Source organism: Streptomyces sp. BHT-5-2 (assembly GCF_019774615.1).
GTDB lineage: Bacteria > Actinomycetota > Actinomycetes > Streptomycetales > Streptomycetaceae > Streptomyces.
Genome location: NZ_CP081497.1, coordinates 43,038 through 58,456, shown reverse-complemented (window position 1 = coordinate 58,456; position 15,419 = coordinate 43,038). Strand labels below are relative to the sequence as shown.

The window sequence follows — 15,419 nt, the reverse complement described above, 5'->3', positions numbered from 1 at the left end:
ACGAGGCCCCGGCCGACGATGCGGCCGGGGCCTCGGAGGGACCTCGGATCTTGGCGAGAGGGGGGCGCCGGAGGAGGGCGCCGGGATTCAGCGCTCCAGCAGCAGCTGCAGCAACTCCTCCACGAATCCGTCCAGTCGACTGGCGTCCTTGCGGCTCGGCAGGACCTGCCAGATCATGACCCGGCCGTGCACCGCCGACCACAGCAGATACGGCGCCTCGGAACGCGAGCCCCGCACCCGCCAGCCGGCCTCCTCGCAGGCGGTCAGCGCGTGGTGCCAGCTGCGCACCAGCAGCCCGGCCGGGTGCCCGGCGAGCCGCTCGGGGCCGACCGGGGTCTGCCGGGTCTCGTAGAGCAGGCGGTAGTTGGCCGGGTGCTCGATGGCGTAGCGGCAGTAGGCGCGCAGCTGCGCGCGCAACCGGGCCACCGGGTCGTCCTCGTCGGCCTGCCCGGCGGCGTCGGTCATGGCATGCGCCAGCCGCTCGTAGCTGATCTCCAGGGTGGCCCAGACCAGCTCCGTCTTGTCGGCGAAGTGCCGGTAGATGCTCGGGGCGGCGACCCCGGCCTCCCGGGCCACCGCGCGCAGCGACAGCGCGTCCTCGCTGCCGACCTCCTCAAGGAGGCGCTCGGTCGCCCGCAGGAGTTCCTCCCGCAGGCGCTCGCCCTGCCCACGCGGGTTGCGGGGCCGGACGGCCGCACTCTCGCTCACTGCCCTCCGGCTCCTTTCCTGGCCTGGCCGATCTGCTCATCGGCGGGGACGTCGCCCCTCACCAGGGTTTCACACCCCGGCGCCGGCCCCTACCGGAGGACCGCGCTCCGCCTCGGGCGGACGCTCAGTCGATACAGAACTCGTTGCCCTCGATGTCCTGCATCACGATGCCCGAATCGTGGCCGTCGTACAGCAGTCGCACGCGGACCGCGCCGAGCGGAAGCAGTCGTGCGCACTCGGCGTCGAGAGTGGCCAGGCGCTCCTCACCCACGAGTCCGGTGCCGACCCGCACGCAGAGTCGAAGGTGACCTGGAACTGCTTGATCGATGACAGCGGCGCACCATGGCAGGGGGCTCTGTTTCTCATCTCCCGTCAGGACTCGGCATCTTGGCGGGAGGGGACGGACGCTTGCGAGCCGCTGCTGTGTCGTGCGGGCTTCCGCTTGCCGGGGGTCGGCGTCGCCGTACGAGCCGGCCGTCGATCATTGGCCGTTATCCGGCCATGGTCAGGCCGGCCTTGGCTGCGTGTCCGCTCAGGACCAGTTGCCGGATGCGTTGGCGGACGGGCTTGAGGTCGGGGCGTCCGGCCTTGATCGCCTTGTCCACGTCCAGCACGCGGCCCGCCCGGGCGTCCCACCAGAGCGGGACGAATTCGGCCTTGGTGATCTTCCAGCGATCACCTGGGGTGGCCGGCGGGGCGAAGGTGAAGCGGGCGGCCGCGCTCATCCTGCCGCTCCCGTCGTGGTGGGTGCCTCCCATGAGGTCGCCCAGCCCGTAGGCGACCCAGGTGCCGGTGTCGTGCATCTCGCCCTCTGCCCGTCGGCCGTCCGGTGTCCGGACGACCCAGGTGCCATGGATCTTCTCGATCGGCTGGGGCGTGTGGGTGTGACTGCCGACGATCAGGTCGACGTCGGGGCGGCCGTCGCTGCGGGCGGCGGTGAGGATGCGGGCCAGGCGGCGCTGCCGGGCGTCGGGGGCGGTGTGGTACTCGGTGCCCCAGTAGGGGCTGACGACCACCACGTCGGCGCCGGCCCGGCGGGCCGCCCGGGCGTCCGCGAGGATCCGCCCGGGATCGAGGGGACTGATCGCCCACGGCGCGTCCTTCGGGGGGCGGGCGCCCTCGGTGCCGTCGGCGTAGGCGAGGTGGGCCACCACCGCGCCGCCGGGGGTGCGCAGCAGGGTGGGGCGGGCGGCCTCGGCGGCGTCCCGGGCGGTACCGGTGTGCCGCAGGCCGACGGTGTCCAGGGCGTCGAGGGTCCGGACCACCCCGCCCCTGCCCTGGTCGAGGGCGTGCTCGGTGGCGGTGGCGCAGGAGTCGAAGCCGGTGGCCTTGAGGGCGGTGGCGACCTGCGGCGGGGCCTGGAGGTCCGGATAGCCGGTGAACGGGCCGTCGAGCGTGCCGAGCGGGGCCTCCAGGTGGCACAGCGCCAGGTCGGCGGCGCGGACGACGGGTGCGATGCCGCGGAGCATCGGCCGGAAGTCGTAGCCGCCGGCCATCGGCGCGTCGCCCTGCGCCCGGCCGAGCGCCTCGGGGTGGGCGGGGATGACATCACCGGCGGCAAGCAGGGTGAACGGCCTGCTCGGGGCGGCTCCGGCCGGGCGGATTCCGGCGCGGCGGGGCGGGGCCGACGGTGCGGTGGGGCGGTGCGTGGTGTGCGCGGGGGCGGATCGCGGTGCGGGCCGCCGGGCGTCGGGCAGGGTGCCGCAGCCGACGGCCAGTGCGGCGAGCAGAACGGATAACGCATACCGGGTGAACGCACTCATCCTCGACAGATACCAGTCATATCGGGCCGGAAATGACCGTATGCGGTGGTGTCCGGCGCTCTCCCCCGGACGGCCGACCGAGCGCCCGATCGAGCACCCGACCGGGCGCCCGCGGTCCCGCCGCCGAGCCGGCCGTCAGCCGTCCGACCGGCCGGCTGACGGGCGCGCCGCCCCGCCACCCCGTTGGACGGACGTCTCCCGGCCCGCTCGTCAGATCCCCTCCCCCCTCAGCCCCGCATCGGCGCACACCCCGCGGCCGTCCGCACAGCCGCAACGCGACTGTTCGACAGAGCCGTTGGCCGACCCCCACCCCAACACCACAGCTCCCCCGGTCTGTTGAGCCAGACCAGCCGTCCCGCTGCGTCCATGGTGGCCCGGTATGGGCGAGGAACCGCTTCATGTGACGGTGTGGGACGAGGGGTGCCCGGTGCGCCGCGGGCGCTGTTGGTGCCCGGCACGATGAGTTGGGGCGCCGAGTGCTTCGCCGGGCAGCGGCCGCCGGCCGGGCCGCGGCCCACCCGGTCGGGTACTCGTACGGCGCGGCGGACCGCCGGCTCGGGCCCAGATTGCCCAGGACCGTCGTCAACGGGACGTGGAAGACCGCCCACCCCGACTGCCGGGCGTTCGTCGGCGATGCGCCGGCGGCGTGCGGGGAGTACCTCGCGGAGATGATCGGCGCCCGCCGTGTGCGGGTGCCGGGTACCGACCACGCCCCGCACCAGGACCGGCCCGCGGTCTCGACGACGTGCTCGCCCGGCTGTGGCAGAAGTGATCCGGGCGACGGTCTCAGGTCACCTCGATGCCGAAGTCGGCGACCAAAGCGGCCAGGCCGCCGGGGTAGCCCTTGCCGCCGAGGACGAAGTCCCAGTCGCCGCCCGCGCGGCGGCGGAACGCGCCGAGGACCAGGGCGCGCTCACCGGGGCGCCCGTCGGAGACCGGCAGCCGGTCGAGTTCGGTACCGGCGGCGTCCAGCAGCCTGATCCGGGCGTCGGTGAAGCCGCCGAGGTCGCCGTCCGGGTCGGTCTCCGGGTCGACCGCGGCGACCAGGACCAGCCGGTCGGCGTCCGCCGGCAGCTCCTCGAACCGCACCCGCAGGGCCGCGCGGTCCTCCGTCACGCCGGCCAGCATCCGCACCGAACCGTCCGGCGTGGCCGGGTTGTTGAAGAAGACGAAGTGGTCGTCGTCGAGCACGGTGGTGCCCTTGCAGACCAGAGCGCAGACGTCGAGGGCGGCCGCGCCGGACCAGTTCATGGCGAGGACGGTGTGGTCCGGGGCGGGCTCGGTGGGGTCTGGGGCGGCGGGCGCGCCGGGAGTGGCGTCGCCGGGGCCGAGGCGGCCGCGCAGCCCGTGCCGGCCGAGCAGGTCGACGAGTTCCGGGCCGGCGACGAGGGTGAGCGGCTTGCCCTGGGCGAAGCCGTGGGCGCCGGGCCCGAACTGGGAGGTCGTCACCAGCACGCCCTTGTTGGCACCTTCGGACTGGACGGTGCCGTAGAGGTCGCGGACGGCGGACGGCGGGACGGTGTTGCGGTAGCGCTTGACCTGCACCACGATCTTGCCGCCGCGGATCGGGTCGGGGTCCAGTGCGTCCACGTCGATGCCGCCGTCGCCGGACCGCTGGGTGGTGACCGCGTGCATCCCCATGGCGCGGAACAGCTCGGCGATCAGCTGCTCGAAGACGAGCGGGTCCATGGCGAGGAGGTCCGGTTCGCCGTCGGTGCCGTGGGAGACCACCGCGCCGCCGGCGATGTCGTCCGGCCGCCGTCCGGGGCGGACCGGGGTGCGCTGGTCGGGGCGGGCGGAGAGCCTGCCGCGCAGTCCGTCGGTGAGGCAGTCGGGGGCGCTGACCTGATCCAGGTGGTAGGAGGCGAGGTCGCTCCGGGGGGCCAGGACGCTGGCCAGGAAGATGGTGGCGGGGCGGCCGGTGACCGGGTCGACGTCGTCGACGAAGCCGTTGAGCTCCACCGAGTCCAGGGCTCCGTAGGTGTCGGCGGCGAAGAGGTCGCGCAGGACCAGCAGCATGCTCTGGGCGAGCACCTCCCGGTAGAGCGCCCGGCGCTGGGCGGCCGGGCGGGCGGTCTCGCGCTCCTCGTCGGCGGTGGGCAGGTAGCGGACGGCCTTGACGGCGGGGACGACGTCGTGGCCGGGCAGTTCCCAGTCGAGGACGAGCCGGCGGGCGGCGGTGTCGTAGCCGGCGCTGAGCTGTCGGGGGAAGCCCTCGGGCCAGGACGTGCCGGAGTAGAGGGCGGCGGAGAAGTACTGCACGACGGCGTCCGCGTCGCCGGCGCGCAGGCCCGCGACCAGTTCCTGGACGCCGGCGTTGTGCCGGCGGATCTCGTCCAGGGCGCCGGCCGCCCACTGGTCGTACTGCCGTCGGTAGGCGGCGAGTTGGGCCTGACGGCGGGCCTCGGCGGCCTGGGCGGCGTACCAGTCCTGTTCGAAGCGGGCGCGGGCCTCCTGGCGGTCGCGGTCGCGGCGGGTGCCGGAGCGCATGCCGCCGGTGGGCACCTGGTAGCGGGCCGGGTCGGGCATGGGCACCGGGGCGGCCAGTGCGCCGGGGGCGAACGGTTCGACGCTTTCGGGGCGGAGCAGGGCGTCGGCGGTGAAGGCGGGGGCCCGGCAGCCGTCGGCGAGCAGGCCAGTGAGGGCGGCGACGCGGGCGTCGATCTCCTCGGTGCGGCGGCGGGCGTCGGCCTCGCGCTGCCGGCGGTAGGCGCTCTGCCGTTCGCGGTGCATACGGGCCATGGCGCGTTCGGCGGCCCTGGCCTGCCGCTCCTGTTCCCGCTGCTGTTGCAGCCGTGCGCGGTGTGCGGCCTCGGCCTGGCGCTGCTGCCGGCGCTGTGCCTCGGCCCAGACGCCGAGTAATCCCTGGGAACGGCGGCTCATGTGATGGTTCGTCCTCCCCCCGGGGCGGTCGCCCCCGGAACCCGCGGCAGCGGTGGCGTCTGTGCCGGTCTGCCCTGGTCTGCTGTGGTGAGGCGACTTTAGCGGGGGCCGGGCGGCGCCGATCAGGGGGTGACCGGCCCCGGTGCGTGCCCGGCCCGCAAGCTCGGGGCGGACACCGTCTCCACCGGCGCCGACGCGCTGACCGCCGCCCATCCGCGCGGCTGGGCGGTGGTCACGACTGCACCGGCAACATCCGCGCCATCGAGGACGGGCTGACCCGGCCGGTCCGCGGCGGCACCTTCCAGCGGTTCGGCTGCGCCCCGATCCCGGTGCGGATCGCGGCGGCGGCCATGGCGTGGACGAAGAGGGCGGTGCGGAAGGACGCCGGGAGCCGACCACCGCGCAGGTCCGGAAATTGCCTTCGCACGTCTGTGCACGTACCGTTGCGGCCGTGACTACCGGGTCGGCCATGGGCCATGAGCGAGTGAGGCACCCGGTCACTTCGTGACCGCGCGGCGGGTGAGAGACCCGCCGCTGCCCCTCCCACCTCTTCTTCCGCGCGCATCAGGCGCGCGCCATCCCCTCTTCTCCGCGCGGCCGTTCCGCGCGCGCTTTCACTTCCCGCACCACGCCTGCCGTCGTGCCGCGCCCTGCCGCGCCGCACCGCCGCCGTCGTGCGGTGACTTCGTCATGCCCACGCGGCCTCGCCCTGGGCACTTCCCCCCTGGAGACGCACCCTTCATGCCCCATGACTTCAACCAGCAGGTCATCGCCGAGTTCCGGGCCAACGCCGGCCGGGTCGGCGGCCCCTTCGAAGGCGGCCGGCTGGTCCTGCTGACCACCACCGGCGCCCGCTCCGGCGCCCGGCACACCACCCCGGTCGGCTATCTCCCCGACGGGGAGCGGATCCTCGTCATCGCCTCGGCCGGCGGCGCACCGCACCACCCGGCGTGGTTCCACAACCTCGTCGCCCACCCCCGCGTCACCGTCGAGACCGGGCCCCTGACCTACGAGGCGGAGGCCACGGTGCTGACCGGCGCGGAGCGCGACGAGGTCTTCGCCCGCGCCGTCGAGGCCGACCCGGGCTGGGCCGCCTACCAGGCGAAGACCCGACGCACCATCCCGGTGGTGGCGCTGACCCCGGCGCAGGCCGGACCGCCGCGCTTCGCCGGGGAGACACCGGGCGCGAGCGTGCGCCTCGTCCACGACGGCTTCCGGCGCGAGATCGCCACTCTCCGCAGGGAGTTGGCGAACTCCGGCTCCGTGCTCGGCGCGCAGCTGCGGATCAACTGCCTGACGCTGTGCCAGGGCCTGGACAACCACCACACCGGCGAGGACCGCATGATGTTCCCCGCGCTCCGCCGCCACCGCCCGGACCTCGCCCCGGTGCTGGACCGGCTGGACGCCGAGCACCAGAGCATCGCCGCGCTCCTGGAAGAGCTGCGCCGGACGCTGGCCGAGCCGGACGCGGCACCCGGCGGCATCCGGGCCGAGGTCGAGCGGCTGACGGGCGAACTGGAGGCCCATCTCGCCTACGAGGAGGAGCAGTTGATTCCCGTGCTGGACGCGGCGACCGGCTGACCCCGGCGCACGGGCGGCGGCCGCGGGAGTCATATCCGGCGGCCGTGGCCCTCCCAGTACGGGTCCCGCAGCTGTCGTTTGAACAGCTTCCCGGAGTCGTCGCGCGGCAGCCGCTCCTCGAACACCACCGTCCGGGGCACCTTGTACGCGGCGAGCCGCTCGGCGACATGGGCGCGGACCGCCGCGGCGGTGAGCCGGACCCGGGGGTCGGTCTCCAAGTGGACGGCGAGCACCTCGCCGAACTCCTCGTCGGGGATGCCGAACACCGCCGCGTCCCGCACGCCGTCCAGGGCCAGCAGGCAGCCTTCGATCTCCGCCGGGTAGATGTTGACGCCGCCGGAGATCACCAGGTCGTTGCGGCGGTCGCTGAGGTAGAGGTAGCCGTCCTCGTCGAGGTGGCCGATGTCGCCGAGGGTGACGAATCCCGGCCGTCCCGGCGCCTCCATGGCGGCGCGTTTGTCCGGGTCGCCGAGGTAGCTGAAGCGCGGCCAGTCGTCGGCGGGCCGGACGTAGATCTCGCCGGTGGCGCCGGGCGGCAGCGCCTCCCCGCCGGGGCCGAGGACGACGACCTCGCAGGTGCCCTGGGCGCGTCCGACGGTGCCCGGGTGGGCCAGCCACTCGGCGCTGTCGCACCATGTCACCGCGCCGGTCTCGCTGCCGCCGTAGTACTCCCGCAGGACCGGCCCCAGCCAGTCGATCATGGCGTGTTTTATGTGCGGCGGGCAGGGCGCGGCGGCGTGCACCACGGAGGTGAGGGAGGAGACGTCGTAGCGTTCGCGGACGTCCTTGGGCAGCCGCAGCAGCCGGACGAACATGGTGGGCACGACCTGGGCCTGCTCGATGCGGTGCAGTTCGACCAGCCGCAGGAACTCCTCCGCGTCGAAGCGCGGCATCAGCGTGATGTCCAGGCCGGCGGCCAGCGCCAGGACCGCGTGCTGGCTGGGCGAGGCGTGGTAGAGCGGGGCCGGGATCAGGGTCCGGCCGCCGGGGGCGACCGCGAAGTACTCCAGGAAGCGCGTCACCGCCTCGGCGAGGAGCTCCGGGCCGACCGGTTCGCGCAGAACGCCCTTGGGCCGCCCGGTCGTTCCGGAGCTGTAGATGACGGTGGGCGGGCGGTCGCCGGCGGGCCGGTCCAGCGGCGCCCGGTCCGCCAGCCAGTCGTCGAGGACCGGGTACCGGCCGGTTACGGGCGGGGCGGTGGTCCCGCAGGCCGCCGCCACACCTGGCGGTACCGCGACCTCGACGACGCGTACGCCGTCGGGGAGGACGGCGGTCACCTCGGCCAGCAGGTCGGTGTGGGCGAAGACCACCGTGCTGCCGCTGTCGGTGAGCACATGCCGCAGGTCGTCCCGGCGGAAGTGCCAGTTGACGGGGACGGCGGCGGCACCGAGCAGGGCGGCGGCGGTGGTGATCTCCAGGTGGGCGGGCTCGTTGCGGAGCACCACGGCGACCCGGTCGCCCGGGGTGACTCCCCATTCGGCCAGGGCCGTTGCGATCCGGGCGGCGCGGTCGAGGAACTCCGGATAGCCGCGGGCGTGTCCCGCGCAGCGGATGGCAGGGGGTGCGGCGGATTCCATGGTGCCTCCAGGAGGGAGCGGCCAGGACCGGCGCACACCGGTCCGGCTCATTGAAGCGCCAACCGCCGGGCGACCACCAGAGCGCACCGCGCCATCCCGCCCGGTGCTCCGATCGCCCCGCACCGGGCGCCGTCGCCGGTCGCCGCTCCTATCCTCGGGGCCATGGGCAACAACGACATCCTGGGCACCCACGCCGAGGCGCTGACGCTCTTCGGCGAGCGGGTCCACGCCGTCCGGGAGGACCAGTGGGAGGCACCCACCCCGTGCACGGAGTGGTCGGTGTTCGACCTGGTCAACCACCTCACCTCGGAGCAGCTGTGGGTGCCCCGCCTGGTGCGGGACGGTGCCACCATCGCCTCGGTGGACGGGGACTTCGACGGCGACCAGCTCGGGGAGGACCCGGTCGGGGCGTGGGACGGGGCCGCCGCGGCGGCGAAGGCGGCGTTCGCCGAGCCGGGCGCGCTGCACCGCTCGGTCCACCTCTCCTACGGCACCACCCCAGCCGACGCGTACTGCACGCAGATGACCGCCGACGCCGTGGTGCACACCTGGGATCTCTCCCGGGCGATCGGTGCCGACGAGCGGCTGCCGGACCGCCTGGTGGGCGCGGCGCTGCGCGAGGTGGAGCCGTATGCCGAGGTGCTGGCGGGTACGGGGCTGTTCGCCGAGCCCGTCGAGCCGCCGAGGGGCGCGGACGAGCTGACCCGGCTGCTGTGTCTGCTCGGCCGGCGGCCCTGATCGCGGTGGCGGCAGCCGCCGGCCCCGGCCTCCGGAGAAGAGAAGGGGCCGGGGCCGGCGGCTGCCGCGGCGGGGTCAGTCGATGCCGCGGACAATGTGCGGTTCGACCGGATCCTCCTCGCAGCCGGCCAGCCGGACCGGGCCGCAGCGGTCCCAGGCCTCGAGATTGCGGACTTCCTTGATACGCCCTGGGCGCTCGCCCTGCTTCAGGCGGGGCTGCTTGTGTTGAGCCTTGTGCACTGCCACCACGCACTCCTTCTTCGAGGTATTGGTTCCGACGCGGTGGCGCCTTGTTCACAAACCGGGAGGTCGGCCAGGGTTTGTGGCGTTCCCGCGACGGGCCAATGGTGTTGGCGTCTCCCAGGAGGGTCGTCCGTCATCTTCCAGAATATCGGCGCCGCTCGGGGATCGCTCGCCTTTTTCCGGCGATAACGGCACGTCGCACGAAGGCGGGAAAAGCGCCCGTGGCCGCGGGCCCACCGCGGGCCCGCGGCCACGCTGCGTCATTCACCCGACCGGCCGTCAGCCCCTCTTCCGCACCGCCCACACCGCTCCCCGGTTGCCGGCGCGGGCCCGTTCCCTAACGTGGACAGTTGGGGCCGGTGCACCAGGGCCCCGTTCCGCGCGCCGTCTCCCCGGCCGGTGGCCCCGGTGCTACCCATGGGCGGGTGGAATGGTTCTCGGATCCCGGCTCATGGCTCGGACGGCTGGTCTTCCAGCGGCTGCTGGCGGTGCTCTACCTGGTCGCGTTCGTCGCCGCGGCCCGTCAGTTCCGGGCGCTGCTGGGTTCCCGGGGGATGCTGCCGATCCCGGACTTCACCGCGCGGGTGCCGTTCCGGCTGTCCCCGTCGGTCTTCCAGCTGCACTACTCGGACCGCTTCTTCGCGGGCTGGGCGTGGAGCGGGGCGGCGCTGGCGGCGGCGGTGGCGGCCGGGGCCGCGGACGCGGTGTCGCTGGGGGCGGCGATGGCGATGTGGGCCGTGCTGTGGGTGATGTACCTGTCGATCGTCAACGTCGGGCAGACCTGGTACGGCTTCGGGTGGGAGACGCTGCTGCTGGAGTCGGGGGTGCTGGCGGTCTTCCTCGGCAACGCCGACACCGCTCCCCCGGTGCTGGTCATGTGGCTGCTGCGGTGGCTGCTCTTCCGGGTGGAGTTCGGCGCCGGGTTGATCAAGATGCGCGGGGACCGCTGCTGGCGCGATCTGACCTGCCTCTACTACCACCACGAGACCCAGCCGATGCCGGGCCCGCTCAGCTGGTTCTTCCACCACCTGCCCGGGCCGCTGCACCGGGTCGAGACGGCCGCCAACCACGTCGCCCAACTCGTCCTGCCGGTGCTGCTGTTCACCCCGCAGCCGGTCGCCGGGTGGGCGGCTCTCGGGATGGCCGCCACCCAGCTGTGGCTGGTGCTGTCCGGCAACTTCGCCTGGCTGAACTGGATCACCATCGCACTGGCCCTGTCGGCCGCCGCGCCGCTGTTCGGCGGCCCGCCGTCGGCACCGGGTGCCGCGCCGGTGTGGTTCGAGGCGGTGGTGCTCGCCGCCGCGGCCGGTGTCGTCGCACTCAGCTACCGCCCGGCGCGCAACCTGGTGTCCCGGGGCCAGCTGATGAACACCTCCTACGAGCCGCTGCACCTGGTCAACTCCTACGGCGCGTTCGGCAGCATCACCCGGGTCCGCCGGGAGATCGTCGTCGAGGGCACCGAGGACGCGGTCTCCGGGCCCGGCACGACGTGGCACGCCTACGAGTTCCACGGCAAGCCCGGGGCGCCGGGGCGGCTGCCGCGCCAGTTCGCGCCCTACCACCTGCGGCTGGACTGGCTGATGTGGTTCGCGGCGCTCTCGCCGGGCTACGCCCGGTCGTGGTTCGTGCCGTTCGTGGCCCGGCTGCTGGAGAACGACCGGGACACCCTGCGGCTGCTGCGCCGCAATCCGTTCCCCGATCTGCCGCCCGCGCGGGTGCGGGCCCGGGTCTTCCGCTACCGCTTCACGACCTGGCGGGAACTGCGGGAGACCGGCGAGTGGTGGCACCGGAGCGCGGAGCGGGAGTTCCTGCCGCCGGTGTCGCGGTCAGCTCTGTCCGGAAGGCGATGACCATCTCGCGGGCGTGCCGCAGCCCGATGCGGGCGAAGTCCCGCTCCAGCGCGTCGAGTTCGTGCAGCGTACGGGTGCGGTCGCGGCCCAGGCGGGCGCGGGACTTGGCCAGGCCGAGCCGGGAGAGCGCCGCGCCGCGCGGCTCCTCCATCGCACGGAACTCGCCCAGCGCCAGGGTGTAGGTGTCGCGGGCCTCGGCGTAGCGGCCGGCGCGGTAGAGGACGTTGCCGCGCATCTTGTGGTTGTAGGCGAGCGCGCCGGCCAGGTCCATGGTGCGGCAGATCGTCTCCGCCTCGGACAGCAGGGCCAGCGCCCGGTCCGGCTCACCGCGGACGGACAGCACGTCGGCCACGCCGCGCAGCGACCAGGCCCGGCCGCGGAAGTCGTCGGCCTCGGCGGCGATCCGGGCGGACTCCTCGAAGAGCTCCAGGGCCCTGCCGTGCTCGCCGGTGTTGCGGTGCATCTGGGCGATGCCGGACATCGCCCAGACCATGTGCCGGGCCTCGCCGTGCGCCCGGGCCTGCGCCAGGAGCTGCTCGTGCAGCTCGGCGACGGCCTCGTAGTCGCCCTGTATGCGCCCGGTCTCGGCGAGACCGGCGAGGGAGTAGCCGTGTGCGAGGCGGTCGCCGCCGGTCTCGGCGAGCGCCACCGCGTGGGCGAGCAGCCGCCGGGCCAGCGGCAGGGTGCCGCACTGGCGGGCCAGGGTGCCGCCGCTCCACAGGGCCCAGGCCATGGCGGCCGGGTCGCCGGCGGTCCGGCCGCTGCGGTAGGCGGCGCGCCAGGCGGTGCCGGCGGCGTCCGCCCGGCCCAGCCGCCGGTTGGCCTCGGCGACGGCCAGCTGGGCTCTGGAGCGGTCCAGCGCGGTGTCCGCGTCGGCGAGTGACCGGTGTGCCGTGGCCAGTACCTCCTCGTAGGAGGAGTTCACGCTCAGCGCCGAGCCCAGTTCGCCCTGGTACTCCGGGGCGAATGCCTTGCCGTACATCGATCCGCGACCTCTCGATCATGCTTTTGCCTTGGCCACGAACCTACGAAAGATGCGGGGTGCGGCGAATCCGTCCGCGTATGGGTTGTCGCGTACGACTGGAGTGCTACGTGTCGGGGTGGTGGTCATCATCGGGATGTACGGGGTGCTCGGGGTGGCGGTGGCTGATGGGGCGTCAATTCTCTTGCCGGTCTTGCGGGGTGGTGGGGCCGGGGTCACCCTGACTTCCGGCGGGCACCGGACCGGAGGTGTGGCATGGGCGAGGCGGCAGAGGCGCACGGCGGGATCGGGCGGCGGCGGTTCGTCGGGGCGCTGGCGGCGGGCGCGGCCGGGGCCGCGGCGGCGGCCGGGGGCGGCGGTCCCGCGTGGGCCGGGCCGCGGCGGCCGAGACCGCTCTTCCTGGGGACGTACACCTCGAAACCCGGCGGCGGCGCCGGCATCGGCCTGGCCGGCTACGACCCCGCAACCGGCGCACTCACCGCCACCGGCGTGCTCCCGGGCGTCCCCGACCCCTCCTATCTGACCTTGGCGCGGGACGGCCGGACGCTGTACGCGGTCGACGAGCAGCAGGACGGCGCGGTGACGGCGGTCGCGCTGCGGCGGGCCGGCGGGCCGGTGGTGCTGGGCAGCCGGCCCACCGGCGGCGCCGGGCCGTGCCACCTGTCGGTGCACCCCGGCGGCCGGTGGCTGCTGAGCGCCAACTACCTCTCCGGGAGCGTGGCCGTCCATCCGATCGACCGCCGCACCGGGGCGCTGGGCCCGCGCACCGACCTGGTCGTGCACGACAGCCCGCCGCCCGGCCCCGGGCAGACCGGGCCGCACGCGCACCAGATCGTCACCGCCCCGGACGGCCGTCACGTACTGGCCGTGGACCTCGGCAACGACAGCGTCTACACCTACCGGCTCGACCCGCGGGCCGGGACGCTGGCCCAGGTGTCGTACGCCGGGCTGCGGCCGGGCGCCGGCCCCCGCCATCTGACCTTCCACCCCTCGGGCCGTCATGCCTATCTGGCGAACGAGGTCGACAACACCGTGGTGGTCTGCGGCTACGACCCGCGCGAGGGGCGGCTGGTGCCGGGGGCGCCGCAGTCCACCGGGACCGCGCCGGGGGTCGTCAGCTATCCGGCCCAGCTCCTGGTCACCGGCGACGGCCGGTTCGCCTTCCTCGCCAACCGCGGCGACAACACCCTCACCCGGTACGCCGTGGCGGAGGGCGGGGCCCGGCTGCGGCTGCTGGACACGGTGCCGGTGGGCGGCGACTTCCCGCGGCAGATCGCGTTCTCGCCGGACCGGCGGTGGCTGTTCGCCGCGAACCAGAAGTCGGGATCGGTGACGGTCTTCGCGGTGGACGCCCGGACCGGGGCGCTGGCACGGGTGGGCGAGCCGTTCGCGGCGCCGATGGCGGTCTGCGCACTGCCGCTGTGACCGGCGCCGGGCGGCGGACCCGGCGCGGCCGAAACACTGCGGCAACAGGCCCGCAGGATTGGCGCGTTAGCGTCGCGACCCATGAGTAGCGGAACCACATCCTCCGGCGGTGTCACGCCGGACACCGCGGCGCCACGGCCCGGACCGGCGGACCCGGCGGCGGACTCCGCCGGCAGCGGCCTGCGGCAGGGCCTCAAGCGCCGCCATATGCAGCTGATCGCGCTGGGCGGGGTGATCGGGGCCGGGCTGTTCGTCGGCAGCGGGGTGGTGATCCGGTCCACCGGGCCGGCCGCGGTGGTGTCCTTCCTGGCGGCCGGCGCGCTGACCGTGCTGATCATGCGGATGCTCGCCGAGATGACCGTCGCGCGCCCGGCGCTGGGCTCCTTCTACGCACACGTCCGGGAGACCCTCGGGCACCGGGCCGGGTTCGCCGTGGGCTGGCTGTACTGGTACTTCTTCGTCGTCGTGGTCGCCGTCGAGGCGGTGGCGGGCGGCCGGATCGTCCGGCTGTGGCTGCCCGGGGTGCCGCTGTGGGCGGTCAGCCTGGTGCTGATGACGCTGCTGACGGCGACGAACCTGGTGTCGGCCCGCTCCTTCGGCGAGTTCGAGTACTGGTTCTCGTCGATCAAGGTCGTGGCGATCGTGGTGTTCCTCTTCCTGGGCGCGCTCTTCCTGCTCGGGCTGTGGCCGGGGGCCGGCGGCGGCCTTGACGGGCTGACCGCGCACGGCGGCTTCGCGCCCACCGGCGTCGGCGCCGTACTGGCCGCCGTGGTGCCCTGTGTCGGCTTCTTCACCGGCGCCGAGATCGTCACCATCGCCGCGGCGGAGTCGGTCGAGCCGGAGCGGGCGGTGGCGAACGCCATCCGGTCGATCGTGCTGCGGGTGGCGGCGTTCTACGTGCTGTCGGTCCTCGTGGTGGTCGCGGTGGTGCCGTGGACGTCGAAGGCGATCGAGGTGAGCCCGTACGCGGCGGTGCTGGACCGGCTGGCGGTGCCCGCGGCCGGCACGGTGATGAACGCGATCGTGTTGGTCGCGGTGCTCTCCTGCCTGAATTCCGCGCTCTACACCTCGTCCCGGATGCTCTTCGCGCTCACCCGCAACGGGGACGCGCCGCGCGGTTTCACCAAGGTCGGTGCGAGCGGGGTGCCGCGCCGGGCGCTGCTGGCCGGGACATCGGTCGGCTATCTGTCGGTGATCGCGGCGTGGCTCTCGCCGGATGTCGTCTTCTCCTTCCTCATCAACTCCTATGGCGCCATTGCCCTGTTCGTCTATCTGGCGATCGCGGTGACGCAACTGCGGATGCGGCGCCAGCTGGAACGCGAGGAACCGGAGCGGCTCACCCTGCGGATGTGGGGCTTCCCGTGGCTGAGCCGGCTGACCGTGGCGCTGATGGCGCTGGTGATCGGGGCGATGGCGGTACTGCCGGACAGCCGGGCGCAGTTCTGGCTGAGCCTGCTCACGCTCGGTGTCGTACTGGCGGCCTACGAAATCCGCCGGCGGGTCCGGCGGAAGTAGATCCTTTCTCGGACCGGCCGTCCGCGGCGCCACGGACGGCCTGTCCTCCCCCTCACGCCTCGTCTTCCGAAATCCCCGGGAACTTCCCACCGATTCCCCCCGGAAAGGCTGGGGATAATCCTTCTCTACCCTTCAGCGTTTCCTGTCGGAATTC

Annotated in this window: 12 protein-coding genes and 1 pseudogene; 5 read left to right on the top strand and 8 right to left on the bottom strand. The window is 74.0% G+C overall.

The annotated features are described in order from the left end of the window. Positions 1-87: 87 nt before the first annotated feature. The 5 genes and pseudogenes from K2224_RS28195 to K2224_RS28175 all read right to left on the bottom strand — a co-directional run bounded on the left by K2224_RS28195 (position 88) and on the right by K2224_RS28175 (position 5,781). The gene (locus K2224_RS28195; protein ID WP_221910023.1) at positions 88-708 is read right to left on the bottom strand and encodes a TetR/AcrR family transcriptional regulator; all 621 of its coding nucleotides are present in this window, start codon (positions 706-708) and stop codon (positions 88-90) included. 124 nt (positions 709-832) lie between these two features. Next, a pseudogene (locus K2224_RS28190) lies at positions 833-1,009 on the bottom strand (VOC family protein); the annotation flags it as partial. A 190-nt stretch (positions 1,010-1,199) separates the two neighbouring features. Further along, positions 1,200-2,471 (bottom strand): CapA family protein, encoded by a 1,272-nt coding sequence (locus K2224_RS28185; RefSeq protein ID WP_221910022.1) that lies wholly within the window; start codon positions 2,469-2,471, stop codon positions 1,200-1,202. A 786-nt stretch (positions 2,472-3,257) separates the two neighbouring features. Further along, on the bottom strand, positions 3,258-5,354 hold the full coding sequence (locus tag K2224_RS28180) for a restriction endonuclease (RefSeq protein WP_221910021.1): 2,097 nt from the start codon (positions 5,352-5,354) through the stop codon (positions 3,258-3,260). 232 nt (positions 5,355-5,586) lie between these two features. After that, positions 5,587-5,781 (bottom strand): hypothetical protein, encoded by a 195-nt coding sequence (locus K2224_RS28175; RefSeq protein WP_221910020.1) that lies wholly within the window; start codon positions 5,779-5,781, stop codon positions 5,587-5,589. 314 nt (positions 5,782-6,095) lie between these two features. Here K2224_RS28175 and K2224_RS28170 point away from each other — a divergent pair, with 314 nt between their 5' ends. Next, on the top strand, positions 6,096-6,935 hold the full coding sequence (locus K2224_RS28170; protein WP_221910019.1) for a nitroreductase/quinone reductase family protein: 840 nt from the start codon (positions 6,096-6,098) through the stop codon (positions 6,933-6,935). Positions 6,936-6,964: 29 nt separating this feature from the next. Here the strand turns inward: K2224_RS28170 and K2224_RS28165 are convergent, their stop codons facing one another. Continuing rightward, on the bottom strand, positions 6,965-8,512 hold the full coding sequence (locus K2224_RS28165; RefSeq protein WP_221910018.1) for an AMP-binding protein: 1,548 nt from the start codon (positions 8,510-8,512) through the stop codon (positions 6,965-6,967). A gap of 162 nt (positions 8,513-8,674) precedes the next feature. Here K2224_RS28165 and K2224_RS28160 point away from each other — a divergent pair, with 162 nt between their 5' ends. Next, positions 8,675-9,250 carry a TIGR03086 family metal-binding protein gene (locus tag K2224_RS28160; protein WP_221910017.1) on the top strand — a complete coding sequence of 192 codons (576 nt, stop codon included), beginning with the start codon at positions 8,675-8,677 and terminating at the stop codon, positions 9,248-9,250. 75 nt (positions 9,251-9,325) lie between these two features. Here K2224_RS28160 and K2224_RS28155 read toward each other — a convergent pair whose 3' ends face one another. Further along, positions 9,326-9,496, bottom strand: a complete 171-nt coding sequence (locus K2224_RS28155; RefSeq protein ID WP_221912312.1) for a hypothetical protein — start codon at positions 9,494-9,496, stop codon at positions 9,326-9,328. A 422-nt stretch (positions 9,497-9,918) separates the two neighbouring features. On the opposite strand from K2224_RS28155, the gene K2224_RS28150 reads away from it, so the two are divergent. Then, positions 9,919-11,343, top strand: coding sequence for a lipase maturation factor family protein (locus tag K2224_RS28150; protein WP_221910016.1), 1,425 nt, complete (start codon positions 9,919-9,921; stop codon positions 11,341-11,343). Here the strand turns inward: K2224_RS28150 and K2224_RS28145 are convergent. After that, positions 11,237-12,325: a tetratricopeptide repeat protein gene (locus K2224_RS28145; RefSeq protein WP_221910015.1), complete on the bottom strand. Its 1,089-nt coding sequence runs from the start codon at positions 12,323-12,325 to the stop codon at positions 11,237-11,239. The two genes, K2224_RS28150 and K2224_RS28145, sit on opposite strands and share 107 nt — an antisense overlap. A 255-nt stretch (positions 12,326-12,580) precedes the next feature. Between K2224_RS28145 and K2224_RS28140 the strand changes: the two genes are divergently transcribed. Together K2224_RS28140 and K2224_RS28135 are read left to right on the top strand one after the other, a co-directional pair. Then, complete coding sequence (locus tag K2224_RS28140; protein ID WP_221910014.1) at positions 12,581-13,750, top strand: lactonase family protein; 1,170 nt, start codon at positions 12,581-12,583, stop codon at positions 13,748-13,750. Between the two features lie 81 nt (positions 13,751-13,831). Then, a complete protein-coding gene (locus K2224_RS28135) occupies positions 13,832-15,265 on the top strand; it encodes an amino acid permease (RefSeq protein ID WP_221910013.1) in 1,434 nt (477 codons plus the stop codon). The last annotated feature ends 154 nt before the right edge of the window (positions 15,266-15,419 follow it).